The sequence below is a fragment of the Rhizobium sp. BK008 genome (assembly GCF_014197345.1).
GTDB classification, from domain to species: Bacteria; Pseudomonadota; Alphaproteobacteria; order Rhizobiales; family Rhizobiaceae; genus Rhizobium; species Rhizobium anhuiense.
The window spans coordinates 1,146,453-1,171,023 of the sequence record NZ_JACIFK010000001.1; the positions used below are offsets into that span (position 1 = coordinate 1,146,453).

General features: G+C 61.4%; 22 protein-coding genes. 8 read left to right on the top strand and 14 right to left on the bottom strand.

Annotated features, from left to right (window positions below; all coding sequences use genetic code 11):
- Positions 1-22: 22 nt before the first annotated feature.
- Complete coding sequence (locus tag FHT69_RS05585) at positions 23-796, bottom strand: transporter substrate-binding domain-containing protein (RefSeq protein ID WP_183905067.1); 774 nt, start codon at positions 794-796, stop codon at positions 23-25.
- A 331-nt stretch (positions 797-1,127) separates the two neighbouring features.
- Here FHT69_RS05585 and FHT69_RS05590 point away from each other — a divergent pair, with 331 nt between their 5' ends.
- Complete coding sequence (locus FHT69_RS05590; RefSeq protein WP_183905068.1) at positions 1,128-3,320, top strand: OmpA family protein; 2,193 nt, start codon at positions 1,128-1,130, stop codon at positions 3,318-3,320.
- A gap of 166 nt (positions 3,321-3,486) precedes the next feature.
- Here the strand turns inward: FHT69_RS05590 and FHT69_RS05595 are convergent, their stop codons facing one another.
- The 11 genes from FHT69_RS05595 to FHT69_RS05645 form a co-directional block, all read right to left on the bottom strand.
- The gene (locus tag FHT69_RS05595; RefSeq protein ID WP_047610162.1) at positions 3,487-4,575 is read right to left on the bottom strand and encodes an ABC transporter ATP-binding protein; all 1,089 of its coding nucleotides are present in this window, start codon (positions 4,573-4,575) and stop codon (positions 3,487-3,489) included.
- 117 nt (positions 4,576-4,692) lie between these two features.
- Positions 4,693-6,147 (bottom strand): ABC transporter substrate-binding protein, encoded by a 1,455-nt coding sequence (locus FHT69_RS05600; protein ID WP_063475030.1) that lies wholly within the window; start codon positions 6,145-6,147, stop codon positions 4,693-4,695.
- Positions 6,148-6,191: 44 nt separating this feature from the next.
- Positions 6,192-7,220, bottom strand: a complete 1,029-nt coding sequence (locus FHT69_RS05605; protein ID WP_018480741.1) for a carbohydrate ABC transporter permease — start codon at positions 7,218-7,220, stop codon at positions 6,192-6,194.
- Positions 7,217-8,092, bottom strand: a complete 876-nt coding sequence (locus FHT69_RS05610; protein ID WP_028758823.1) for a carbohydrate ABC transporter permease — start codon at positions 8,090-8,092, stop codon at positions 7,217-7,219. The genes FHT69_RS05605 and FHT69_RS05610 overlap by 4 nt, the downstream gene beginning before the upstream one ends.
- Positions 8,089-9,021 (bottom strand): ribokinase, encoded by a 933-nt coding sequence (gene rbsK / locus FHT69_RS05615; protein ID WP_063475029.1) that lies wholly within the window; start codon positions 9,019-9,021, stop codon positions 8,089-8,091. Before rbsK ends, FHT69_RS05610 begins: the two co-directional genes overlap by 4 nt.
- 12 nt (positions 9,022-9,033) lie before the next feature.
- Positions 9,034-9,489, bottom strand: coding sequence for an RbsD/FucU family protein (locus tag FHT69_RS05620; RefSeq protein ID WP_183905069.1), 456 nt, complete (start codon positions 9,487-9,489; stop codon positions 9,034-9,036).
- A gap of 158 nt (positions 9,490-9,647) precedes the next feature.
- A complete protein-coding gene (locus FHT69_RS05625) occupies positions 9,648-12,035 on the bottom strand; it encodes an aldehyde dehydrogenase family protein (protein ID WP_183905070.1) in 2,388 nt (795 codons plus the stop codon).
- 5 nt (positions 12,036-12,040) lie between these two features.
- Entirely contained in the window at positions 12,041-13,054 is a 1,014-nt protein-coding gene (gene deoC / locus FHT69_RS05630; RefSeq protein ID WP_047610154.1) for a deoxyribose-phosphate aldolase, read from the bottom strand.
- 179 nt (positions 13,055-13,233) lie between these two features.
- Positions 13,234-13,956, bottom strand: a complete 723-nt coding sequence (locus tag FHT69_RS05635; protein ID WP_028758701.1) for a DeoR family transcriptional regulator — start codon at positions 13,954-13,956, stop codon at positions 13,234-13,236.
- 366 nt (positions 13,957-14,322) lie between these two features.
- Positions 14,323-15,081, bottom strand: coding sequence for an alpha/beta fold hydrolase (locus FHT69_RS05640; protein ID WP_097594318.1), 759 nt, complete (start codon positions 15,079-15,081; stop codon positions 14,323-14,325).
- Between the two features lie 55 nt (positions 15,082-15,136).
- Positions 15,137-16,912, bottom strand: coding sequence for a cytochrome c biogenesis protein DipZ (locus tag FHT69_RS05645; RefSeq protein WP_183905071.1), 1,776 nt, complete (start codon positions 16,910-16,912; stop codon positions 15,137-15,139).
- Between the two features lie 357 nt (positions 16,913-17,269).
- On the opposite strand from FHT69_RS05645, the gene FHT69_RS05650 reads away from it, so the two are divergent.
- From FHT69_RS05650 to maiA, 6 genes are all read left to right on the top strand, one after another.
- Positions 17,270-18,316, top strand: coding sequence for an alpha/beta fold hydrolase (locus FHT69_RS05650; protein ID WP_183905072.1), 1,047 nt, complete (start codon positions 17,270-17,272; stop codon positions 18,314-18,316).
- 123 nt (positions 18,317-18,439) lie between these two features.
- Positions 18,440-19,180: a response regulator gene (locus FHT69_RS05655; RefSeq protein WP_028758697.1), complete on the top strand. Its 741-nt coding sequence runs from the start codon at positions 18,440-18,442 to the stop codon at positions 19,178-19,180.
- Positions 19,177-20,499 carry an ATP-binding protein gene (locus FHT69_RS05660; protein WP_183905073.1) on the top strand — a complete coding sequence of 441 codons (1,323 nt, stop codon included), beginning with the start codon at positions 19,177-19,179 and terminating at the stop codon, positions 20,497-20,499. Before FHT69_RS05655 ends, FHT69_RS05660 begins: the two co-directional genes overlap by 4 nt.
- A 191-nt stretch (positions 20,500-20,690) precedes the next feature.
- Positions 20,691-21,107: an organic hydroperoxide resistance protein gene (locus tag FHT69_RS05665; protein WP_028758695.1), complete on the top strand. Its 417-nt coding sequence runs from the start codon at positions 20,691-20,693 to the stop codon at positions 21,105-21,107.
- Positions 21,108-21,209: 102 nt separating this feature from the next.
- Entirely contained in the window at positions 21,210-21,371 is a 162-nt protein-coding gene (locus FHT69_RS05670) for a hypothetical protein (RefSeq protein ID WP_164735947.1), read from the top strand.
- 19 nt (positions 21,372-21,390) lie between these two features.
- Positions 21,391-22,026 carry a maleylacetoacetate isomerase gene (gene maiA, locus FHT69_RS05675; RefSeq protein ID WP_028758694.1) on the top strand — a complete coding sequence of 212 codons (636 nt, stop codon included), beginning with the start codon at positions 21,391-21,393 and terminating at the stop codon, positions 22,024-22,026.
- Between the two features lie 63 nt (positions 22,027-22,089).
- Here maiA and FHT69_RS05680 read toward each other — a convergent pair whose 3' ends face one another.
- Positions 22,090-23,079 carry an aldo/keto reductase gene (locus FHT69_RS05680; RefSeq protein WP_028758693.1) on the bottom strand — a complete coding sequence of 330 codons (990 nt, stop codon included), beginning with the start codon at positions 23,077-23,079 and terminating at the stop codon, positions 22,090-22,092.
- 14 nt (positions 23,080-23,093) lie between these two features.
- Positions 23,094-23,489 (bottom strand): cupin domain-containing protein, encoded by a 396-nt coding sequence (locus FHT69_RS05685; RefSeq protein ID WP_028758692.1) that lies wholly within the window; start codon positions 23,487-23,489, stop codon positions 23,094-23,096.
- Between the two features lie 133 nt (positions 23,490-23,622).
- Here FHT69_RS05685 and FHT69_RS05690 point away from each other — a divergent pair, with 133 nt between their 5' ends.
- A complete protein-coding gene (locus FHT69_RS05690; protein WP_028758691.1) occupies positions 23,623-24,516 on the top strand; it encodes a LysR family transcriptional regulator in 894 nt (297 codons plus the stop codon).
- Positions 24,517-24,571: the final 55 nt, after the last annotated feature.

Consider the following 24,571-nt stretch of genomic DNA (forward strand, 5'->3'; position numbering starts at 1 on the left):
CCTCGGCCAGATACCGAATTTCTTATTCGCCGTAAACGTCGAAGTCGAAGTACTTGTCCTGGATCTTCTTGTATTCACCGCTGGCGCGGATCGCGGCGATCGCCGTGTTCAGCTTTTCCTTGAGCGGATCGCCCTGACGGATGGCGATGCCTGCGCCGTTGCCGTTGATTTCCTTGTCGACCGGCAGCGTCGTCAGGATCTTGCAGCAGGCGCCGGCGTCGGACTTGACCCATTCGGAGAGAACGACGACGTCGTCGATGACGGCATCGACACGGCCGCTGGCAACGTCCAGCTTGTATTCATCAGCCGTCGGGTAGAGCTTCAGCTCGGTGTCGGCGAGATGCTTCTCGGCATAGTTGGCGTGAGTCGTCGAGGTCTGCGCGCCGATCACCTTGCCCTTCAGGCCGGCGACATCCGCGATCGTCGAATCCTTCGGCACGGCGATTGCCGGCGGAGTGTTGTAGTACTTGTTGGAGAAGTCGACGAGCTTCAGACGCTCCGGTGTGATCGACATGGAGGAAACGATCATGTCGAACTTCTTGGCGTTGAGCGCCGGGATGATGCCGTCCCAGTCGGTGCTGACGAAGGTACATTCCGCCTTCATCTCGGCGCAGAGCGCCTTGGCGATGTCGATGTCAAAACCCTGGATCGTGCCGCTGGCATCGACGAATTCGAAGGGCGGATAGGTCGAATCGGTGCCGATCACGTACTTCTCGCCATCGGCCATGGCCGAGCCGGCAAAAAGGGACATCGCCGCGATCGAGGCTGCCGCGAAAATACTGGTGGAGATATGCATGAGGATCCTCTCTGTTGGTAGCCGTCGCTCCTTTTTCTCTTGGGCTGACGGCCGCAGTTCAACGGTGCTGAGACCGCCTTGCGGCGATAATCAGACTTTTTTTCATGGAATTGCAACACAAATCCCACCGCAATTGGGCGGTGCAAATAGCGGGCGAGATGAACGTCGGCAGACTGCAACATTCACGCGAGGTTAATCCCGACCTCCCTAGAACCGGAACAAATCGGCGGCTGGGCGATTGCCATTCCGCCGTTTCGCCTCAATGCGAAGCTAGGGGCGGAACCAGGGCCTTGCGGCCTTCAAGAAGCTCAAACAGGATCGAGGAAACCCGATGGGCATGAAATCAAGATTGTTCGCGAGCGCGGCTTTTCCGCTGCTTTCTCTTTCGCTGGCGCTGCAGCCGGCATCGGCGATGGCGGCCGTACGCGACGTTGCGACGCAGGCCGCGGCCGTGCGGCAGGTCGAGCCGGGTAGCTTCGAGGTGGCGCAGGATGCGCCTTCCGAGGAGGAGTTGCTGAAGAAGAAAAAGCACAAGGGACAGGGGGAAGCCCCGGCCGAACAGGCGCCGGCCGCCGAGAAGCCGGCGCAGCAGGAAGCGCCCGCCGAAAAGCCGAAGGCCGAGCGGAAGGAAGCACCTGAACCCAAGGCAGAGCCGGAAGCGCCGAAGGCGGAGGCACCGAAGGAGGCGCCCGCGGAGCAGCCTGAAAGCAAGCCCGAGCGGAAAGCCAAACAGCAGGCCCAGCCCGATGCAAAGCCGGAGGCCGCGCCGCAGCAGGAAGAGCAGCCGGTAACGCAGGAAAAGCCGAAGAAGCCGAAGAAGCAGGAGACGCAGCAGGCCGAGCCGGAGGCTCAGCCTCAGCCCGAACAGCAGCCGGCAGCAAAGGAAGCTCAGCCGGAAACGGAACAGGCACAACCTGAAGTCAAGCCGGAAGGCGGCAAGCGGGAGAAGGGGCAGGATAAGGCCCAGGGCAAAGATAAAGGCAAGGGCAAGGCTGAGACTGCCGCTCCCGAGGCGGTGACACCGACCGAAGAACAGGCCAAGCCCGAAGCGAAGCCAGAGATGAAACCCGCAGCCGAGGCGCCTGCCAAGCAGAAGCCGACAAAGGGCGAGACTGCAACACCTGCAGAAAATGCCCCTGCGGCTAAGACGACCGAAGACAAGGCGGCAGCACCGGAAGCCGCGCCGGCCGAGAAGCCGAAGGACGGCACGGCGGCAAAGCCCGCCGGCGAGCAGCCCACCGGCGCCCCGCCGGCCGCGCCCGCGACTGGCACTGCCCAGCCGCAGCCGGACGCCAGCGGTGGCCAGCAGGTGGAGCAGGCTATTCCGGCACCGGAAAAGGTTTCCCCCGAGGAACTGGAGCGCCGCAAGAAGATCGCTGCAGATCCGGCCAAGAGCAATGAGACCGTCGTTCTGCCGGTCGAGAACGGCGCAGCCGTGCTCGACAGCGACAAGGATGCCGACCGCAGCAAGGGCCGCGAAGGCCGCCGCGACCGCGACCGGCAGCGCGCCGACAGCCAGGAAGTGAAGGTTCCGACCTCGGATGCCGATGCGCAGGCTGCCACCGGCGGCCAGGCGACGGCGCCGGTCAAGCTCGAGGCGGTGACCCGCGAGAAGGGCAGGAAGCTCGATGAGCGGCCGCAATTCGTCCGTCCCGACGGCGCGCGCTTCGACGACCGCGGCGACGACGACAGCCGGGTGATCATCCAGTACGACAACAGGACGATCGTGCGCGGCGACGACGACCGGCGCTTCCTGCGCGACGGCGAACGGCCGAGCTACGAGGAGCTTTCAGGCGACCGCTACCGTGAGACGATCACGCGGCCGGAAGGCTACCGCATCGTGACGATCCGCAACCGCTACGGCGACATCATCCAGCGGTCGCGCGTCGACGCCCGTGGGCGCGAGGACGTGCTCTATTATTCGCAGGACCTCTATGACGATCCGGACCGCGACTATTTCGAGGATCCGGGCGCCGACCTGCCGCCGATGCGGCTGCGCGTACCGCTCAGCGACTACATCATCGACACGCGCAGCGACCCGAACCGGGACTATTACGAGTTCCTGAGCGAGCCGCCAGTCGAGCCTGTGGAACGCGTCTACTCGCTTGATGAGGTGAAGTATTCGGCCCGTATCCGCGACAAGGTGCGCCGCATCGACCTCGACACGATCACCTTCGCGACCGGTAGCGCCGAGATTCCGATGACCCAGGCGCGCACGTTGCGCAAGGTCGCCGACGCGATCAGCCAGGTGCTCCAGAAGGATCCGAGCGAGACCTTCCTGATCGAGGGGCATACCGATGCTGTTGGCTCAGACCAGAGCAACCTCCTCCTGTCCGACCAGCGGGCGGAATCGGTCGCCAACGTGCTCACCGACGTCTACGGCATCGCGCCGGAGAACCTCGCGACGCAGGGTTATGGTGAGCAGTATCTGAAGGTCAACACGTCGGGCCCCGAGCAGGAAAACCGCCGCGTCACCATTCGCCGCGTCACCCCGTTGGTCCGCCCGGTCGCGGCCAACAGGTAATGATGTTGCCCCTCTCCAGTTCCGGAGAGGGGCATTTCTCCTTTTGCGCGACGCGCTTTCGCGCCTATGCAGCGCTGCCAATGCCACGCATCTTTGAATTCATACCGAGCAGATCGCGATCTCCGCATGTCCTTTGATGGATCGCTGTATAGGGTCGCGGTGGTTCTTAGCCGACCGTGTCTCCGGTACTTTTAAGGAAGAAGTGCATTTTTTGGGGATCAATTGGAACGCTGATCCTGTCATCCGGGCCAACGCGCGAGGATGCGTCGATTTGGGCAGTAAAGGCTGCTGACCCGACCTTGCCGATCGCCAGTGTGTATGGACCGAGGGGCTCGATATCGGCGACATGGAGGCTCACAGTCGAAGCGTTTGGATCCCTGACCATCGTATGTTCCGGTCGGATTCCGAGAACCACGGACTGTCCCACTGCCGCCGAAAGGCGCTCGGCTCTTTGCGCAGGAATCGCAATGTCGACGTCACCCTCGGCTTGGAAGGCAATTCCACCGGAGGTTTGCACAAGTCGGCCCTCGATGAAATTCATGCTGGGCGAGCCGATGAAGGCAGCGACAAAGAGGTTCTTCGGGGATTCATATAGGGTGATCGGATCAGCGGCCTGCTCGATCCGCCCTTGATTCATAACCACGACCCGATCTGCCATCGTCATCGCCTCTACCTGATCGTGCGTAACGTAGACGATCGTGGTTTTAAGTCGGCGGTGTAACAGCTTGATTTCTGTTCGCATTTCAATGCGCAATTTGGCGTCGAGGTTGGACAATGGTTCGTCGAACAGGAACACATCCGGCTGGCGGACAATCGCCCGGCCAATCGCCACACGTTGGCGTTGACCACCCGAAAGCGCGTTCGGCTTGCGTTTCAAATAGGCACCGAGATTGAGAATGCGCGCCGCATTTGCAACGGCGGCATCGATGTCCTGCTTCGGCGTTCCGCGCACCTTCATGCCGTAGCCGATGTTTTCGGCGACTGTCATATGCGGATAGAGCGCATAATTCTGAAACACCATCGAGCAATTGCGCAGACCCGGACGCAGCGCCGTAACGTCGCGCTCGCCGATACGGATTTCCCCTGATGTCGTCTGTTCCAGCCCCGCGATCATCCGCAAGGTGGTTGTCTTCCCGCAGCCGGACGGCCCGACGAGAACCACGAATTCCTTGTCGGCAATTGCCAGATCGAGCGGAGGGATGACCTCAACGCTGCCAAAGGATTTGGTGACCTGATCCAAACGCACCTGGGACATGCTGTAACCTTTTCACGAGAATTCCATCGCCAGTTCTAAGCGGCGATCGTCTCCGTCTTCTTTCAACGATGCCTGATCCCATCCCGGCACTGCCGGGATGGGATGTTGCGGATGGGTTTATTTTGCAGGCAGGCCCATCGACGAACGATAGGCTGCCAGTTGCTTGTCGCGGCCAAACTCGTCCGTCAGCTTGTTCCATCCGGCAGCCACGGTATCCAGCGCCTGCTGCGGCGTCACTTCTCCTGCCAATGCCTTGGAAAGCTCGATCTCAAGAATTTCCGTATAGGAGAAATAGCCCGGCAGGCGCATGTCGAGCGCGGTGTTCTTGGCGGTTACCGCGTCCTTCTGGCTTCCAAGATATTCCTTTGCCTCACGCTCGGTGAATATCTTCGACCACAACGCCGTATTTGTAGTGTGCGATAGACGATAAGGATTGACGCCTGTGCCGCCGGTGATCGCCGCCTGACCGGAAACTGCCGGGCTCGTCAGGAACTGGATATAGTTCCAAGCCGCCTCCTGGTTCTTGGAAGACGACGGTACGGCTGCCTGCCAACCGCCGAAGGCCATGAAAGAGGTCTGGACGACGTGGTCGAACTTATCCCACTTCTTGGTCTTGTAGTTCCAGATTTCGTCCGATCCCGGCAGTGATGCCGAGCCGACGCTACCGGCAACCTTCGACTGCTTCGGATCGGCGGCAATGACGCCGGTATCGCCCCAGCCGATCGACTCGGCGACCTGGCCTCCGGCAAAGGCCGCGTTCACTTCGCCGAACGAGAAGTTCAGCGCATTTGGCGGGGCCAGTTTCGACGCGCGAATATATTCCTCCAGACCGCGCACCCAGCCCGGATTGTTGACCTGCGCATCCATCGTGTCGGGATCGAAGAACATGCCGCCGGGATTGTCGGGATGGCTGGTGTATCCGGCGACGTGACTGAACAGGAACCAGAATTGCTGGCCACCACGGCGAAAGGCTTCCGCGGTGCCCCAGAGGCCCTTGTCCGGCTGCTGGAAGAACTCGGCGATGTCGAGATATTCCTTCCAGGTTTTCGGCGGCGCGAGATCATGACCATACTTTGCCTTGAAGGCCTTCTGGTTGTCGGCGTTCTCGAAAAGGTCGATGCGGTAGGTATAGGTATGCGCGTCACCATCCATGGTCTGTGACAGCACTTTGCCGTTCCAGACCATCAGTTGCTCGCGGTAAACCGGAGCGATGTCGTCCCAATCGGCACCCGATTGCATCGCCTTGGGCATTTCCGAGAGAAAATCGGTGAAGTCTGGCGCCCAGGCTGGCGCGAAGGCGACCACGTCGAACGTGTCTTCGCCCGAGGTCAGCGAGGTGACGATCTTGGGATAGAGTTCCGACCACGGAAATTCCACCACATTAACCTTGCCGCAGGTCTTTTCCTCCCAGCCCTTGGCCGCGAGTTGCAGCGCAGAGGCGATATAAGGTCCCGTCTGCGTCGTGGCAGTCAGCGTGACACCGGTGTAGTCCGGTTCGCATGCGAGCGCGGATGTCGTGCCCGTTCCAGCAAGCAGTACCGCTGCCGTTGAACTCAGTAGTAATCTTCTCATGTTTTCCTCCCCGGAATTAAACAATGACTAGGGTTGTCGGACGGTCACTTTATTGCTCCCAAAAGCAGGCCGGACCGCATCAGCCTGCTCAAAATGCCCGCCATGACGACCATGGGTATGATCGCGACCAGGGCGGCTGCCGATATCGACCACCACTCGTCGCCGCGCTGGCTGTTTTGCCCTGCGACGAGAATGGGAAGGGTCTGCCATTTGGAACTGGTCAGGAAGAGCGCGAACAGGAACTCGTTCCAGACGAAGGCGAGGGTGATCATGAATGTCGCGATCAGGCCCGGCTTGGACATGGGCAGGACGATACCGAAGAAAATTCTCCACGACGGCACATTGTCGACCATCGCCGCCTCTTCGACTTCAACCGGCAGTGCCGCAAAGAAATCGCGCATCAGCCAGATCACGATCGGCAGTGAGAAGGCGACATAGGCGAAGGTGAGGCCTGTATAGGTGTCGACCAGCTTGAACCCCAACTTGCCCATTTCCGTATACATCAGGAACAAGGCAAAGGCGGCGACGATCGGCGGAAACATGCGCTGGCTCACAAACCAGAAGACGATATCATCATTGCCGAGGAGTGGCCCCGGAAGCTTGATACGGCTGGAGCCGATGGCGAGCGCAAGCGCTGCAACAAAAGCAAAGATCAGCGATATAGCCTGCCCGTAGCCCAGCACATGGCGGCCGAGCAGATATCCGCCGAAGGCAACGACGACGAAAATCACGCCGGACAGCAGCTTGACCTCGAAGGTGAAGCGCACCAGCGCATAGGCGGCCATCGATCCGATGAAGGTGGCCAGCACCGATGCGGACAGCCCGACGATCGTCGAGGCGATGAAGGTGTTGTAGAACTGGCCGCGTGCGCCCGACAGAAGCTCGCTCCAGGCTGTCAGCGTTGGGTCGAAGTCGACAAAGGGAATATAGGTCGGCCCGCCGACGACGCCGAGCGGCGACTTGAACGAGGTGATCGCGACCCAGTAAAGCGGAAAGAAGGTGAAGGCCAGCCAGAGCAGGCAGCCTGCAAGCGCCCACCAGCGGCCGGATCCCTTGAGGTCACGCACGCTCATTTGTGCTTCTCCAGATAGGGCTTCAGGATGGCGAGATAGACCAGCCCGATCACGGTGATGACGATCAGGAACAGGAAGGACAGGGCGGAAGTGTAGCCGAGGTTGAACTTCTTGAAGCCCTCCTGATACGCGAACAAGGTGAGCGTTTCTGTGGAAATGCCAGGCCCTCCGCCTGTCATGACGAACACCGTATCGATGATCTTGTAGCTTTCGATGAGGCGGATGAAGACCACAGCCACCGAAATCGGCAGCATCATCGGGAAGGTGATCCCCCAGAACTGCTGCCAGGGGCTGGCATTTTCAAGCGCGGCAGCCTCGTAGACGTCCTCCGGCAGGGTTTGCAGCCCGGCAAGCAGCATCAGGATGACGAAGGGTGTCCACTGCCACACTTCGACGGAAATGATGGCGCCGATAGCCCATCTGGTCTGCGTCAGAAACGGCAGATTGGGAAAGCCGAAGGCGGTCATCAACTCATTGAGCGGGCCCATCGTGGGATTGAGGATCTGGCGGGCGATGAGTGCAACGGCAACGGGCGCCACCAGCATCGGCACCAGGAAGCTCACCCGGAACAAACCTTCGCCAGGCACCCGGCGGTTGAGCGCCAGCGCCACGGAAAATCCGATGACATATTGCAGCGTCACCGCGACAAAAGCGATGATCGTCGTCGTCCAGGCGACATTCCAGAAGCGCGGATTCTGAAGCAGTTCCATATAGTTGCCGAAGCCGACGAAATGCGCGGGGATCGGCGGCACCAGCCGCAGGCTCATGAAGCTGGTGGTCAGCGAATAGATCAGCGGAAAGATCGAGATCACCAGCACGATCAGCAGTGCCGGCCAGATGAAGACGTGCTTGATCGGATCGTTGCGGGTCATGCCGCGCCTCCTTGCCGGAGAAGCGCCTCGATTTCCTCGATCTTCGGCATTGCAGGCGCGGTACCCCGCCGCGTCACCGCGATACCGGCGGTCGCGCAGCCGAAACGCACGGCCTCGACCGGAGTAGCGCCCCGCGAGAGTGCCGCCGAGAAGCCACCGACAAATGCGTCGCCGGCGCCTGTGGTGTCAATGACTGCTCCCGACGAGACGGCCGGAACATGAACCGATTGCCCCGCCGTATGATACAACACGCCGCGACCACCCAGCGTGATCAGCGCGGCTTTCACGCCCTTGGCAAGAAAGGCGTCGCCAGCCCGTCTGGCCTCGTCGAGCGTGTCGAGCGGAAAGCCGACGATAGCGGCTGCCTCGGTTTCGTTTGGCACGATATAGTCGCAGAGCGGATAGATCGTGTCCGGAAACGGCTCGGCCGGCGCTGGATTGAAAACTGTGGTCACGCCGGCCGCATGGGCGATTTCGAGGGCGCGCTGCGCCGCTTCGGCCGGTTGTTCGAGCTGGGTGACGAAAACCGCCGATTGCTCGATGGTTTCGCGTGCCGCCTCGACATCGCCAACGCCGATGGTGCCCGCGGCACCTGGATAGACGATAATCGCATTGTCGCCGTTACCGTCATTGACGTAGATGAAGGCAGCGCCGGTCGGCATATCGTCCATCTGGACAAGCTTTGGCGTCACGCCCGCTTCCGCATAGGTCTTCAGCGCCATATCGCCGAACGTGTCGCGGCCGATCTTCGAGATGAAGGAGACTGTTCCCCCGGCGCGGGCTGCAGCGACAGCCTGGTTGGATCCCTTGCCGCCCGGGCCCACTGCAAAACCGGTCCCGGTGATGGTCTCGCCAATGTTTGGCATGCGCTTGGCCAGATAGGCCGTATCGGCGACGAAAATCCCGAGGATCGAAACACCCACCTTCATTATCGTTTCCCTTCAAACGGCTTCCGGCGGAATCACGCCTTTGGTGAACAGGAAGCAGCCGTAGAAGCGGTTTTCGCCCGTGGTGATGACGCAATAAGCCTTTTTGGCTTCCTCATAGAAGGCGAAACGCTCGATGCCATACATCGGCGCCGGCTTGCCCTCGGCGCTGTCGATGACGGCCTGGACCTCCTGCTGCACGGGAGGGATCTCGTCCGGCGCGCCCATGATTTCCATTCGCCCGGCAGACGGCTGCAGCGGCGTATCCAGCGGCATCACCGAAAGAATAGCCTTGATGGCGCGGGCAGCGGACACATTGTCTATCCGCAACAGCTTGCCGAGCACCGATTGCCGGGCAATCGAATCCGAAGGAAAATTGGTGTCGGAAACAACGACCGTGTCGCCATGCCCCATGGACCGGAGCGCGTGCAGCACATCCGCGTTCAGAGCCGGATCGATATTCTTCAGCATGCAAGTCCTCCCTTAATTGCACTATTTCGCGGCTCGTCGTGCCGCGGAACAGACCCCACAATCGCAGCTCCGTTACAGCTCTGCGATTCCCTCAAATTCCGTTGTTCTCGCCTGCCGGTGCGGTTCTCCTCCCGCCCGGATGACCAGAGCTGGAGCCCTTATTCTCCGTAGGGGATCCAGATATTCTTCACATCCACAGCGCGGCGAAGGTATAGCGCGCCCTCGGCAGCGGCTCGGTCCATCCAGTCCGTCGCCTTGCCATTGTCCACGAAGGTTCGCTTGAGATTGCCCGAAGACAGCTTCTCCACCGTCGTCGACAATTCCGCGGAGCCGAAGGCCCACAACGCATCAACGTCGTTGTGGGCGGCAAGGATCTTTGCCAGTTCCATCGCCGACCCGGTGACGATATTGACGACACCGGCAGGCACATCCGACGTTTCCAGAACGGAATAGAAATCCGTCGCCGAAAGCGGGAAGGGCTCGCTCGGCACCGCGACGACACGATTGCCGGTGGCAATCAACGGCGCAACCAGACTGATAAAGCCGAGCAGCGGCGCTTCCGGCGGGCAAATGACGCCTACGACGCCGATGGCTTCCGGCATGGCCAGGGCAACGCCGCGAAGCGGCGGCTGGTGAATGCCGCCTTCATATTTGTCCGCCCAGGCTGCGTAGGTGAAGAGGCGCGAAATCGCGGCGTCGACCTCGGCATTTGCATTGGCTGCGGACGCTCCGGTCATCGCTGTTATCCGCGAGGCGAACTCATCGGCGCGACCATTGAGGTTTTCGGCGATGTAATAGAGGATCTGAGCGCGGTTATGCGTGGTGGCATTCGACCAGGCGGAGGCGGCCTGTGCGGCAACCACGGCATTGCGGATGTCCTTGCGGTTGCCCTCGCCGACCTCTCCGACCGCCTTGCCTTTGGGGGAGGCGATGACACGGGAATAATTGCCGTCCGGGCGCGCCTGCTTGCCGCCGATGAAGAGCTTTGCCGTCCGGTCGATGGTTGGCAGGGCAAAATCGCCGGCAACCGGCTTCACTTGCGAAAGTGCGGGCATTGCTGCGCGCGCCTTGCGACCGACCCAAGCCTTCGGCTTCAGATATTCGTAGCAACCTTCCCGTCCGCCTTCACGGCCGAACCCGGACTCGCGCTTGCCACCAAAACCGACGGCGGCGTCAAAAAGATTGGTGGCATTCACCCAGACCACGCCGGCTGCGAGCTTTGCCGCAACGTTCAGCGCCAAGCCGATCGTCTCACTCCAGACACTGGCGGCGAGGCCGTAGCGGGTATGATTGGCAAGCTGGACGGCTTCTTCCGGTGTGCGGAAAGTCATGGAGACCGCAACCGGCCCGAAGATTTCCTCGGTCGCGACGATCGATGTCGGCTGCACGCCGCTGAGAAGCGTCGGCGGGTAGAAGCTGCCGCCTTTCGGCAGGTCGATCTTCGCCTGATGCAGCGTCGCGCCTTCTGAAACTCCCTTTTTCACCAGGGTTTCGATACGCGTCAATTGCACGGGTGCGATGATCGCACCCATATCGATGCACTTGTCCAAAGGCTGACCGACCCGCAATGTCTGCATGCGGCGCTTCAGCCGCTCATGGAAAAGATCGGCAATGCCTTCCTGGACCAGAAGCCGCGAACCCGCGCAGCAGACCTGCCCCTGGTTGAACCAGATCGCGTCGACCACGCCTTCCACGGCGCCGTCGATATCGGCGTCGTCAAAAACGACGAAAGGTGACTTGCCGCCGAGTTCCAGCGTCAATGATTTGCCGCTGCCTGCGGTACGCTCGCGAATAACGCGCCCGACTTCTGTCGATCCGGTAAAGGCAATTTTGTCGATATCCTCATGCCCGACGAGCAGCGCGCCGGTTTCGCCTTCTCCCGTCACGATATTGAGCACGCCCGGCGGAAGGCCCGCCGCAGATGCCAGTTCGGCAAAGAGAAGCGCCGTCAGCGACGTGAATTCGGCAGGTTTCAGGATGACGGTATTGCCGAGCGCCAAAGCCGGCGCCACTTTCCAGGCCAGCATCAGGAACGGGAAATTCCAGGGGATGATCTGGCCGACGACGCCCACCGGCACATGGTCGGCGAATTCCGTGTCCTGGATTTGCGCCCATCCGGCGTGATGATAGAAATGACGGGCTGCCAGCGGCACGTCGAGATCGCGGGTTTCGCGGATCGGCTTGCCGTTGTCGATGGCCTCGACCACAGCAATCAGACGTGCATGGCGCTGGATCATCCGGGCAAGTGCATAGAGATGGCGCGCCCGCGCGTGGCCTGACAGTCGCGCCCATGACGCCTGCGCCTTGCGGGCCGCAGCAACCGCGTTGTCCACATCCGCCGCACCGCCGTTGGCGAGCTTCGCCAGGACCTTGCCGGTGGCTGGTTCGAACGTGTCGAAACTCTTGCCCGATACCGAGGGCACGAACGCGCCATTGATGAAGTGACCGAAACCGGAAGCGTGGCGCGCCAGCCAGTCGCGCGCTTCGATATCGGATTCAGGGGCAGGGCCGTAGGACATTTCGTCGAAATACTTGGCAACAGTCATCTGGATCATCCAATCGGGTGTCTGTTGAGGGCCGAATAGGCACCGGTGACATGATGCTCCAGCTGCCGTTCGATATCGGCAAGCAAGCTCGATGCACCGATGCGGAAGAGATCGGGCTCCAGCCATTCTCGCCCCAGTTCGTCCTTCATCAGGAACTGGTAGTTTAACACGTCCTTCGCCGCGGAAATGCCACCGGCCGGCTTGTAGCCGATCTTGATGCCGGTGCGCTCGTAATAGGCGCGGATCGCCCGCAGCATGGTCAATGTCACGGCCAGCGTCGCATTGACGCCTTCCTTGCCGGTCGAGGTCTTGATGAAATCGGCGCCTGCCATCATGCAGACCAGCGAGGCCCTGGCGACATTGCGCAGCGTCTTCAGGTCGCCGGTCGCCAGAATGGCCTTGACATGCGCATCACCGCAGGCGGCGCGATATTCTTTCATTTCGTCGTAGAGTGCCGCCCAATTGCCGGTCAGCACATGCTCGCGGGTGATGACGATGTCGATTTCCTTGGCGCCATCGGCAACCGATGCCTCGATTTCCTTGACCTTGAGGTGGTGCGGGCTGAGGCCGGCGGGGAAACCGGTCGAAACCGCTGCGACCGGAATGCCGGAATCGCCGAGCGCCTCGACGGCTGTTGCAACAAAACGATGGTAGACGCAGATGGCGCCGGTCGTGATCGAACGGCCGCTCATGCCAAGCGAATCGAGAAGGTCGGCGCGCACCGGATTCATCGCCTTCGCGCACAACCGCTTGACGCGCTCGGGGGTATCGTCGCCGTTCAACGTCGTCAGATCGATGCAGGTAACCGCTTTCAGGAGCCAAGCCGCCTGTGCGTCTTTTTTGACGGTCCGGCGTCCGGGAAGCGAGGCTATGCGGCGCTCGGTGGCAGACAGGTTGACCCTAGCATCGAGAACCCAAGAGAGATCGAGTTCCATGCCGGCATTGCGCGGCCGGTTATGGGTGCGCTCCGGCGATTGCGAGGGGGCGTTTGCCGCATTGTGAACAGCAACGGTTTCCAAACAGAATCCTCCCGGGCAGAGTGTGAAGATCCTGTTGCTGTCTGTGCAGATGCACGCAGCGGAAGACGGTCTTCACAATCAACGAAAATGTTAGTTTTTTTTCATTGTTTGTGAGAGTTGCATCACCTGGCTGTCGCGTCAAGTTAGATTTCGACAGGTGCAGAAAAAATGCGGATTTGTCAGTCGAAATCGCTCATGCCGTTTTCGGTAATGACCGCATCGAACGCCTTCATCTCGCTGAAAAAGGCTGGCTTCAGCTTGCCGATCTTGCTGCTGTCGGCGAGAAGAATATTCTTCCGTGCGCGGGACATCGCCTTTTTCTTGATCTCCGCTTCGTGGAAATGTGCGCATGTCGCGCCACGCCGGGCATCGATACCGGCTGCAGAAAGGAATGCCACGTTGATCACCAGCGAATCGAGCATTTCCAGCCCCGAGGCACCGGAAAAGCTTGCCGATGCGGGGTGATAGAGACCGCCGAGCATAACGAGGCGAACGTTGGGTTTTCGCGTCAGACGATCGGCGACGTTCAGCGCGTAACAGATCGCCGTTATATGAATCTTGTCTGGGAGAAGATCGACCAGATAGGGCAAGGTGGTGCCGCAATCGAAAAAAACGGTATCGTCATCGTGAATGTAATCAATGGCTTGTGTGCAGATCTGCCGCTTTGCCGCGGCATGGCTGTCGGCTGCCCTGGAAATTTCATAGGCATCGTTCTCCGCTTCGACAGCCGGAACGATATGGCCGCCCAGGAACGCGAACTGGCCTGCATTGGCGCTGACATCACGCCGAACCGTCATTTCCGAGACGCCCAGGATCTCGGCAGCATTCTTGATGTGCAGAATGCGATGTTGCGAAAGGGCCTCGGATAAGACTGCGATGCGCCGGCCCCTGCGACTATCCATATCGCGTGTCTCCCTTATCGTTCACACTGGAATAGTGTTCTGACGAAAATTTAACAAGGACTGCCATTCCCGAGTCTCGTTCGGCCGTGGACCTGCGATTCGGCATTTGCGCCGAGACACAGTTTCTGCACCAGCCGGTTGCGCCCGACATGGCATATCGCTTCAATTTTATAGGGAACCTCCTCAAATTGAAATGAGAATTTGTGACTGATCTTCCATTTTTTGATGGAATAGTCACAAAAATGCATAAATGGCGCCGACTTGGCCGCGGGAGCGGGTCCCGGCCGGCAGGGCGTGCCTCCGGTCGGGCGGACGTCCGACCGGAGGCATCATCCTCGCGACTGAGGAACATTTCCTGGCTGCGCGCTACTCGCCGGCTTGTCTTGCCGCCTTTTCGATCGCATCGGCGACCTTTTCCGCCTGGGAGGCGAAGACGGCGTGGCTGGCCTTGATTTCGGTCACTTCGCTGCCGGCGCGTTTTGCCATGTCACGCTCCAGATCGGGGTTGATGGAGCGATCCTCGGTGGCGACGATCGACCAGCTTTTTTTTGTTCGCCATGCCGGCTGGGTGATCTTGGCCGAGAAAGCCTGCTTCGAGGCGAAGACCTGCGACCTTGCCATGAAATCGGCTTCGGCTTGCGGAAGGTCTGCTGCGAAAGCCGCAGCGAAGGCGCCGGGATCGAGATAGAGATATTTGCCGTCCTTCGTTTCCTTGATATCCATGCTGCCGGCGGGCTTCGAGCTGGCGAGGCTGAGCAGGCTTTCGCCCTTGTCGGGCTGGAAGGCGGCGACATAGACGAGCCCGGCGACATTGGGATCATTGCCCGCTTCGGTGATAACCATGCCGCCATAGCTGTGGCCGACGAGCAGGCTTGGTCCTTGCTGCAAGTCGAGAACGCGCTTGGTCGCCGCCACATCGTCCTCGAGCGAGGTGATGGGCTGCTGGACGATGGTGACGTTGAAGCCGCGTTTTTCGAGAATGTCGGTCGCCCTACGCCATCCCGAGCCGTCGGCCAGCGCGCCGTGGACGATCACGATGTTTTTCACCTCGGCAGCCTCTGCCGCGAATGCGATGACGGTGGTGGCAAATGCAAGCGCTGCGGTGAACATAAGACGTCTATTCATGACTATTACTCCTGTGGGTCAATGTTAAGGGTCGGGATATTGATGCGTCCCGGGTTCAGCCGAATGTGAAGGCGTAGGCTTGCACCCCGGGATCGAGGAAGCTGATTTCGAAATTGCGGGCGACGACCGGGCCGGACTGGCGGACAAGCTGGTAAAGCCTGGTCGCGGTCACCGTGCCGTTGCCGTCGGCATCGATGTCTGCACCGTGGTCAGGCCCCGGCGCCTTGCCGTCGATCTTGACCTGGAAGCGGATCGGCTTGCCACCGGCGCCAGGCCCGAGAACGAGATGCAGATCGCGGGCGCTGAAGCGATAAGTGATGCCGCCGCCCGGCTGATCAAGGGTCGCCTGATCCGGGCCGACGATCCAGGCTCCGGAGAGGCCCCATTCGTTGAGGCCCGGTTCGCCGATCGTATAATTTTGCGCCAGGTCGGCCAGCAGCCCTTCCGGAGAGGCGAAGTTCGCCGCCTGTTCGTAGCCGAGATAGGTCTCGCCGGAGCGGATATTGCGGAGATCAGGGCTTGCTTCCACGCCCTTGGCAACAGGCGCGACCGGCGCGCTTGCCGTCGTCTGGCCGCCAGCCTCACGCAACAAGTCCTGAATGGCCTTTTCGGTCCTGTCGTAATTGCCTTCGCCGAAATGGTGGTAACGGATCTGGCCCTTGGCATCGATCAGATAGGCGGCAGGCCAGTAGCTGTTCTGGAAGGCGCGCCAGATTTTGTAATCATTGTCGATCGCAACGGGATAGCCGATCTTGAAATCGTCGATTGCGCTTTTGACGTTGTCGATCTTCTTCTCGAAGGCAAATTCCGGGGCGTGGACGCCGATCACCACGAGGCCCTGGTCCGCATATTTTTCCGCCCAGGCCCTGACATAGGGGATGGTTCGAATGCAGTTGATGCAGGAATAGGTCCAGAAGTCGACGAGAACCACTTTGCCCCGCAACTGCTCTGATGTCAGCGGCTTCGAGTTCAGCCATTCGACCGCGCCGTCGAGCGAAGGCGCGTCACCTTCGACGGGCAGATCGCTGCGGAAGGGCTTCTTCGTATCGGCGGCGGCGATCACCATGTCTTTGCTCGGCAGCTCGGAGGATGCGCCACTCAGCGGCCTTGCATGCAACCTGTTGAGCACGGCCTGTTCCAGCGATGCGGTGCTGGCGTAGGAGAGCCGGGCGAGCAGGCTGGTATCGAGGCCGAGCGCGATGACGGCGACACCCGCCAGCACGGCAGCGCCGAGCCCTTGACGAATCCGGTCGCCGAGGCCGAGAGAGCGCTTCATGGCGGTGAATATCCTGCCGCCGACCAGCAAGGCGGCGGCAAGGGACGTTGCAGCACCGGCGGCATAGGCGATCAGCAGGAAGGTCGTCTGCAGATTGGCGCCCTGCAAGGCCGCCCCCGTCAGAACGAGGCCGAGGATCGGTCCGGCGCAGGGGGCCCAGAGCAGACCGGTGGCGATGCCGAGAATGAGCGCGCTCTTTGCCGTCGGGGCGGCGCGTCCGCCGCCGCTGGCATTTAGCAGGTTGTTTCCAAGGTCGACGACCGGCCGGGCAAGCGTGCTTGCGAAGCGTGGTGAAAGCAGGCTCAGGCCAAAGAGCCCAAGCAGGACGATCGCGGCAAGGCGGCCATATTCATTGGCGCGAATGGCCCAGCTGCCGCCGACTGCCGCAAGCGTGGCAACCAGCGCGAATGTGGCGGCCATGCCCGCCAGCATGGGCAGCGTGCTCCTGACGAAGGGCTGTCCGGCACGGGCAAAGACGAAGGGGAGGATGGGGAGGATGCAGGGGCTGAGGATCGTCAGCACGCCTCCGAGATAGGCAATGATCAGAAGTGTCATCATCGTTTCCTTTGAAACCGATTGATCGGGCTCTGGACGGCGATGGGGCCCGAACCAGCAACGGCGGGGATATGGCCGGGCGGACGTATCCTCGATGTGTCCGGTTTCGCGGGGAAATGTACCGAACTATTGCGGTCGCGGCGGGCGATACAAAGCGATACAAACTGCCGCCCAGCGGTGGGCTGTGGCGAAAGCGCCGGGGCCGGCGCGAGGCTTTGCTCGGTCGGCGCGATTGTATCAGAATGTATCCCGGCGGCCGAAAGCTACATCCGCATGCAAAACCGACGGCTTGCGACATATGAGGGATACAAGCGCAACCTCATTTCAGCACCGTGATCCATTCGACAGGAGAGACCGATGTCAGAGCAAATCAATCATCACCGCCGCCGCTTCTTCGGCATGACGGCCGTCGCCCTTGCGGCGGTCGAGTTCGGCGTGGCCGGCAAGGCCGCCGCTCAATCAGCGTCCGCCGCATCCGTGCCTGACGTCAAGGTGGGAACCCACACGTCCTTCGAAGCGCTGAAGCAGGTGAAAGCCGGCGTGCTCGATATCGGTTATGCCGAGGCGGGGAAGGCGGACGGTCCTGTCGTGTTGCTGCTGCATGGCTGGCCCTATGACATCTATAGTTTCGTCGATGTCGCACCGCTGCTTGCCTCGGCAGGCTACAGGGTGATCGTGCCCTATCTGCGCGGTTACGGCACGACCCGCTTCCTGGACGACCAGACGCCGCGCAACGGCCAGCCGTCAGCGCTCGCCGCCGATATGATCGCGCTGCTCGATGCGCTCGATATCGAGAAGGCGGTCATTGCCGGCTATGACTGGGGCGGGCGGACCGCCAACATCATGGCGGCGCTCTGGCCGGAGCGTTGCAAGGCGATGGTCTCGGTGAGCGGCTACCTGATCGGCAGCCAGGAGGCCAACAAAAAGCCGCTGCCGCCGAAGGCCGAACTTGCCTGGTGGTATCAGTTCTATTTCGCCACCGAACGCGGCCGTCTGGGTTACGAGAGCAATACCCGTGATTTCGCAAAGCTTATCTGGCAGACGGCTTCGCCGAAGTGGAACTTCGACGATGCGACATTCGGCAGATCGGCCGCCGCCTTCGACAACCCCGACCACGTCGCCATCGTCATTCACAATTATCGCTGGCGCCTGGGGCTTGTCGAAGGCGAAGCCAAGTACGATGCCTATGAACAGACGCTTGCGGGAGCGCCTGTCATTTCGGTGCCGACGATCACCATGGAGGGCGATGCAAACGGTGCACCGCATCCGGAGCCCTCCGCCTATGCCGGAAAGTTCTCCGGCAGATACGAGCATCGCACGATCGGCGGCGGCATCGGCCATAACCTGCCTCAGGAGGCGCCGCAGGCCTTCGCGCAGGCTGTCATAGACGTCGATCGCTTCTAAGTCGACGGTATCGTGCCGCAGGGCCTCGTTGCTCCGGCCGGCGGAATATGCGTAGGTCGCGTCAACCGCTTCGATATCGAGGCCGCGGGCGCGGCCGCCTTTACGGGTGAGGAACCGGGAAATATGGATCATGTCGATCACATCCTGATTGTCGATGACGATCGCGAAATCCGCGAGCTGGTCTCGGGCTATCTGCAGAAGAACGGTCTCAGGACGAGCGTTGCCGCCGACGGGCGCCAGATGCGCAGTTTTATCGAGGCCAATGCCGTCGACCTGATCGTGCTCGATGTTATGATGCCGGGCGACGATGGGCTGGTGCTGTGCCGCGAACTGCGTGCCGGCCGGCACAAGGCGATCCCGATCCTGATGCTGACGGCCCGCACCGATGAGATGGACCGGATCCTCGGCCTGGAGATGGGCGCCGACGACTATCTTGCCAAACCGTTTGCAGCGCGCGAGCTGCTCGCCCGCATCAAGGCGGTGCTGCGGCGGACGCGCATGCTGCCGCCCAATCTGCAGATCAGCGAGGCCGGACAGTTGCTGACCTTCGGCGACTGGCGGCTCGATACGGTCGCCCGGCATCTTCTCGACAAGGAGGGGACCGCGATTGCGCTTAGCGGCGCCGAATACCGTCTGCTTCGCGTCTTCATCGACCATCCGCAGCGGGTGCTCAATCGCGACCAGCTTCTGAGTCTGACACAGGGCCGCGACGCCGATCTCTTCGATCGCTCGATCGATCTCCTGGTCAGCCGGCTGCGTCAGCGGCTGGGCGACGACGCACGCGAGCCGACCTACATCAAGACGGTGCGCAGCGAAGGTTATGTGTTTTCAGTTCCGGTCGAAATCTCGGAGCTGCGCCAATGAAGTCGGTGGTCCCTTTGCGCTCGGGTTTGGCTTGGCCGAGCACGTTGCGCTCGCGGATATTTCTGATCCTGCTGATTGGCTTGGCTGTGGCCTACGGGCTGTCCTTCAGCGTTCTCTATATGGAGCGCTATATGTCGGCAAAGGCCGTGATGCTCGGCACGCTGGAAAACGACGTTGCGACGTCGATTGCCGTTCTCGACCGACTTCCGCCAGGCGAACGTGGCGATCTGCTGGACCGGCTGAGCCGCGGCAACTACCGCTTCGTGCTCGGACCCGGCCTTGCCGGCGTGCCTGACACGTCAAGCAACGGCGCCGAGATATCAGGCAAGATCGAGGAGGCGATCGGGCACCGCTTTCCGATCCGTATCGAACGGATTCCTGGCGATGTGAACCGGTTGCAGGCGCATCTGACGCTCAGCGACGGAAGCCCGTTGACGATCGACGTCACGCCGAAGGGGGTCATGCCGATCGCCGCGTGGCTGCCCTATGTCTTCGTCATCCAGATGGCGCTGCTCATTCTTTGTACCTGGTTTGCGGTTCGTCAGGCGATCCGGCCGCTCGGCGCGCTTGCCGCCGCTGCCGATGCCCTCGACCCGAACAAGGATGGTCCGGCCTTGAGCGAGGCGGGGCCGAGCGAGGTCGCGCATGCGGCAAGGGCGTTCAACGCGATGCGGGAGAGGATTGCCCATTACCTCGAAGAGCGCGTCCAGATCCTGGCGGCAATCTCGCATGACCTGCAGACGCCGATCACCCGCATGCGGCTGCGCGCCGACATGGCGGAGGACTCGCCGGAGAAAGACAAGCTGGTGCATGATCTCGGCGAGATCCAGCGTCTCGTCCAGGACGGGATTGCCTATGCGCGCAGCGCGCATGGCGACGGCGAGAAGAACGCCCGCATCGATCTCGCCTCGTTCATCGACAGCATAGCCTATGACTATCAGGATACCGGAAAGGCCGTCACCGTCGTCGGGCTGGTTCACGGCGCCGCCTTCACCAAGCCGCATGCGCTTCGCCGAATCCTGTCGAACTTCATCGACAATGCGCTGAAGTTCGCCGGCGCTGCCGAGATCAGCGTCGAGCGCAGCGCCGAGAACGATATCGTCATCACAGTCATGGATCGCGGGCCGGGAATTCCGGACGATCTGCTGGAAGCCGCCATGCAGCCTTTCTTCCGGTTGGAACAATCCCGCAACCGGGAAACCGGCGGCACCGGTCTCGGTCTTGCGATCGCCCAGCAGCTGACGGCCAAGATCGGCGGGTCGCTCCGGCTCTACAATCGCGCCGACGGCGGACTGGCGGCGGAAGTCACCATCCATTGACATCGGCAGCCGCCGCAAAATTTCGCGATGTTTGTATGTAAAGATGTCCTCGATATCGGATGCTACGTTTTGTGACATTTCGGGCGATTTCGGAAACATGGCGGATATATCCTTCGGTCAAAACACACTCCGTCAACCCGGCCGCGCAGTGCGGCCAGTCGCCTGAAGCGACGCAACACAAGGAGTGTTCCATGACAAAGATCGACAAGGTTCTCTATACCGGCAAGACCCATACGACGGGCGGGCGCGACGGCGCTTCGCACAGCGACGACGGCCAGCTGGATATCAAGCTTTCGCCTCCGGGCAGCAACCGGGCCGGCACCAATCCCGAACAGCTTTTCGCCGCCGGCTGGTCTGCCTGCTTCATCGGCGCGATCGGCTTTGCCGCGGCCAATCAAAAGGTCAGGCTCCCCGCCGATCTCGCCGTCGACACCGAGGTCGATTTGGGAACGGCCGATGGCGGCTATTTCCTGCAGGCCCGTCTCAAGGTCAGCCTGCCGGGGATCGAAGCGGATGTGGCAAGAGCGCTCATTGAAGAGGCGCACCAGACCTGCCCTTACTCGAAGGCCACGCGCGGCAATATCCATGTCGAATTGAGCGTTGCCTGACGAATGCATTGCCCGCCGAAGGCCATTGGCCGCGGCGGGCAAAGGACAGCAGCCGAAAGCAAACAGGACGAGGCCGACCGGGCCTCGTCGTTGGAGGATCTGATGAGATTGATGATCATCTGCATTCTGGGAGCGGCGGTCTTCGCCGCGCCCTGCATCTACGACGTAAGCTCGCAGGAGCCTTCGCCGCTTGCGGGCCTCGTGACGGCAGCATCCGCAGCGTCGTCTTCCGGGGCGCCGCGGCCGTTCCAACCCCTCTTTTAGGTCACCAGGGAGAAGACCCGTGAAGCTCTATCAGAATGAAATTTCCTCGGCGACGTCGAGAGTCCGTATCGCGCTCGCCCTCAAGGGATTGACGGCGGAAACACTGCCGGTGACCATCCTCGGCGAAAATGCCGAGAGCCGGCAGGCCGGATATCGCAGCGTCAATCCGCAAGGGCTGGTCCCGGCCTTGTTGACGGATAGCGGCGTCCTCATCACCCAGTCGCTGGCGATCGTCGAATATCTCGACGAGATTCAGCCCGAACCGGCGCTGCTGCCGGGAACGGCGGAGGACAGGGCGCTGGCGCGGTCGATCGCGCTTGCGATCGCCGCCGAGATCCATGCGCTGCTGCCGCCGCGGATCGGCCTGCATCTCGGCAAGACCTTCCAGGCGGAAGCCGATGCCGTTGCCGCCTGGAATCGTCATTGGGTCGGCGAGGGAATGGCCGCGATCGAGACGATGATCGCCGGCCGCAGGCAGGGGGCTTTCGCCGTTGGGGATCAGCCGTGTGTTGCCGATATCTTCCTTTTTCCGCAGGCGATCAGCGCCCGGCGTATGGGCTTCGATCTCGCCCAATGGCCAAATATCGCGGAGATTGTCGCTCGGCTGGAAGCGATACCGGCCTTCCAGGAGAACGCGCCGGCACCGAGGCGATAATGCGATCGACGAAGAAGCGGCCGCAAATGACTGCGGTCGCTAATTTTCCATTGTTGGCGGCCCTCAGCGATTGACCCTTGCCTGCAGATGCGCGGGATAACGATCGCCTTCCACCTTGATGGTGGCGAGCGCGCTTTCGATGCTGCCAAGATCCTCGGCCGTCAGTTCGACCTCGGCGGCCTGAATGTTCTCCTCGAGACGATGCAGCTTGGTGGTGCCGGGGATCGGCACGATCCAGGGTTTTTGTGCCAGCAACCATGCCAGGGCGACCTGGGCGGCGGTTGCCTTCTTGTGGGCGGCGATGTCCGCGAGCAGATCGACGAGTGCCTGGTTGGCCTTGCGCGCTTCCTGGGAAAAGCGCGGCACGATGTTGCGGAAGTCCTTGCTGTCGAAGGTCGTCGTTTCGCTGATCGCGCCGGTGAGGAAGCCCTTGCCGAGCGGGCTGAAGGGCACGAAACCGATGCCGAGCTCTTCAAGCACCGGCAGGATTTCCTGCTCGGGTTCGCGCCACCACAGCGAATATTCACTCTGCAGTGCCGCCACCGGCTGGATCGCATGGGCGCGACGGATCGTCTGGGCGCCTGCTTCCGAGAGGCCGAAATGCCTGACCTTGCCCTCGGCGATCAGCGCCTTGACCGTGCCGGCCACATCTTCGATCGGGACATCGGGGTCGACACGATGCTGATAGAAGAGGTCGATGACATCGGTCTTCAAACGCTTCAGCGCCTGGTCAGCAACCGCGCGGATCTGTTCCGGCCGGCTGTTCATGCCGCTCTGGCCGCCATTGGCATCGAAGTTGAAACCGAATTTCGTGGCGATCACCACCTCGCTGCGGAAAGGCGCCAGGGCCTCTCCCAGAAGCTCTTCGTTCTTATAGGGGCCATAGGCCTCGGCCGTGTCGAAGAAGGTCACGCCGCGTTCGAACGCGCGGCGGATCAGCGCGATCGCCTCCGGAATTGCTGTCGCCGGGCCATAACCATAACTCAGCCCCATGCAGCCGAGACCGATGGCCGAGACTTGAAGCCCGCTCTTTCCGAGTTCACGTTTCTGCATTGCCGTTTCCTTTTCTAACCCTGGTACTGCGTGTCGGTGACATGCTCCATCCAGTCGACGACCTTGCCGTCGAGCTGTTCCTGGATGGCGATATGGGTCATCGCCGTGGTCGGCGATGCGCCGTGCCAATGACGTTCACCCGGGGCGAAGCTGACGACGTCGCCGGCGCGGATCTCCTCGATGGGGCCACCTTCGCGCTGCACACGACCGCAGCCCGATGTGACGATCAGCGTCTGGCCGAGCGGATGGGTGTGCCAAGCGGTGCGGGCGCCGGGCTCGAAGGTGACGCTGGCGCCAGCCGCGCGTGCGGGGCTGGTCACGGCAAACAGCGGGTCGACACGCACATTGCCGGTGAACCAGTCGGCCGGTCCCTTGGCCGAAGGCTGCGAACCGCTTCGCTTTATATCCATCCTTGTCTTCCTTTCGATGTCGGGCTTTCGATGTCGGGTGGACATGTCCACTCGCTTAACAAGGTATTTAGGGCGTGCGCCTGGTTGCGATTAGATGGTATAAACGGCAAGAACTCATGAGGATTTTTCATAAATGTCACGCCCTGCCGTCAACGATCTCATCGCTTTCCTCGCCGTTGCGCGTGCACAGAGCTTCACTAAGGCGGCGGGCAAGCTGGGTGTGTCGCAGTCGGCGCTCAGCCACACCATCCGCGGGCTCGAGGAGCGGCTTGGATTGCGATTGCTGACACGCACGACACGCAGCGTCTCGCCGACGGAGGCGGGTGAACGGCTGCTCGTCTCCATCGGACCGCGGCTCGATGAGATCGAGAGTGAACTGGCTGCCTTGAGCGCGTTCCGGGAGAAGCCGGCGGGCACCATCCGCATCAATGCCGGAGAGCACGCGGCCGATGCCGTCCTTTGGCCCGCCCTGGAAAAGCTGCTGCCCGATTATCCCGATATCAATGTGGAGATCATCGTCGACTACGGCCTCACCGACATCGTCGCGGAGCGTTACGATGCCGGGGTGCGGCTCGGAGAGCAGGTGGCGAAGGACATGATCGCGGTGCGCATCGGCCCCGACATGCGCATGGCCGTGGTCGGCACTCCCGCTTATTTCACCACCAGGCCGAAGCCGCTGACGCCGCAGGATCTTACGGATCACAATTGCATCAATCTGCGTTTGCCGACCTATGGCGGCGTCTATGCATGGGAGTTCGAGAAGGACGGGCGCGAGCTCAGGGTTCGCGTCGAGGGCCAGTTGGTTTTCAACAATATAGCCCTGCGGCTGAGCGCCGTGCTGGCCGGTCTCGGGCTGGCCTACATGCCGGAGAACCTGGTCGAGGGGCATCTTGCCGATGGACGGCTGGTGCGGGTCCTCGAGGACTGGTGCCTGCCGTTTTCCGGCTACCATCTCTACTACCCAAGCCGTCGGCACACGTCACCGGCATTCGCCCTCGTCGTCGATGCGCTTCGCTATCGAGGATAGAGGCCCATCATTCGAGCTGCGCGAACCGGCAGATATCCGAGCCATGGAGACGTTC

Excerpts from the sequence above, each read along its gene's own strand:
- FHT69_RS05665 (WP_028758695.1), top strand. The coding sequence starts at position 20,691 with ATGACAAAGATCGACAAGGTTCTCTATACCGGCAAGACCCATACGACG.
- FHT69_RS05645 (WP_183905071.1), bottom strand. The coding sequence starts at position 16,912 with ATGACACTTCTGATCATTGCCTATCTCGGAGGCGTGCTGACGATCCTC.
- FHT69_RS05625 (WP_183905070.1), bottom strand. The coding sequence starts at position 12,035 with ATGACTGTTGCCAAGTATTTCGACGAAATGTCCTACGGCCCTGCCCCT.
- FHT69_RS05590 (WP_183905068.1), top strand. The coding sequence starts at position 1,128 with ATGGGCATGAAATCAAGATTGTTCGCGAGCGCGGCTTTTCCGCTGCTT.
- FHT69_RS05605 (WP_018480741.1), bottom strand. The coding sequence starts at position 7,220 with ATGAGCGTGCGTGACCTCAAGGGATCCGGCCGCTGGTGGGCGCTTGCA.
- FHT69_RS05655 (WP_028758697.1), top strand. The coding sequence starts at position 18,440 with ATGGATCATGTCGATCACATCCTGATTGTCGATGACGATCGCGAAATC.
- rbsK (WP_063475029.1), bottom strand. The coding sequence starts at position 9,021 with ATGAAGGTGGGTGTTTCGATCCTCGGGATTTTCGTCGCCGATACGGCC.
- FHT69_RS05690 (WP_028758691.1), top strand. The coding sequence starts at position 23,623 with ATGTCACGCCCTGCCGTCAACGATCTCATCGCTTTCCTCGCCGTTGCG.
- FHT69_RS05610 (WP_028758823.1), bottom strand. The coding sequence starts at position 8,092 with ATGACCCGCAACGATCCGATCAAGCACGTCTTCATCTGGCCGGCACTG.
- FHT69_RS05595 (WP_047610162.1), bottom strand. The coding sequence starts at position 4,575 with ATGTCCCAGGTGCGTTTGGATCAGGTCACCAAATCCTTTGGCAGCGTT.
- FHT69_RS05600 (WP_063475030.1), bottom strand. The coding sequence starts at position 6,147 with ATGAGAAGATTACTACTGAGTTCAACGGCAGCGGTACTGCTTGCTGGA.
- FHT69_RS05680 (WP_028758693.1), bottom strand. The coding sequence starts at position 23,079 with ATGCAGAAACGTGAACTCGGAAAGAGCGGGCTTCAAGTCTCGGCCATC.
- FHT69_RS05585 (WP_183905067.1), bottom strand. The coding sequence starts at position 796 with ATGCATATCTCCACCAGTATTTTCGCGGCAGCCTCGATCGCGGCGATG.
- FHT69_RS05670 (WP_164735947.1), top strand. The coding sequence starts at position 21,210 with ATGAGATTGATGATCATCTGCATTCTGGGAGCGGCGGTCTTCGCCGCG.
- FHT69_RS05660 (WP_183905073.1), top strand. The coding sequence starts at position 19,177 with ATGAAGTCGGTGGTCCCTTTGCGCTCGGGTTTGGCTTGGCCGAGCACG.
- FHT69_RS05635 (WP_028758701.1), bottom strand. The coding sequence starts at position 13,956 with ATGGATAGTCGCAGGGGCCGGCGCATCGCAGTCTTATCCGAGGCCCTT.
- FHT69_RS05620 (WP_183905069.1), bottom strand. The coding sequence starts at position 9,489 with ATGCTGAAGAATATCGATCCGGCTCTGAACGCGGATGTGCTGCACGCG.
- FHT69_RS05650 (WP_183905072.1), top strand. The coding sequence starts at position 17,270 with ATGTCAGAGCAAATCAATCATCACCGCCGCCGCTTCTTCGGCATGACG.
- FHT69_RS05685 (WP_028758692.1), bottom strand. The coding sequence starts at position 23,489 with ATGGATATAAAGCGAAGCGGTTCGCAGCCTTCGGCCAAGGGACCGGCC.
- FHT69_RS05640 (WP_097594318.1), bottom strand. The coding sequence starts at position 15,081 with ATGAATAGACGTCTTATGTTCACCGCAGCGCTTGCATTTGCCACCACC.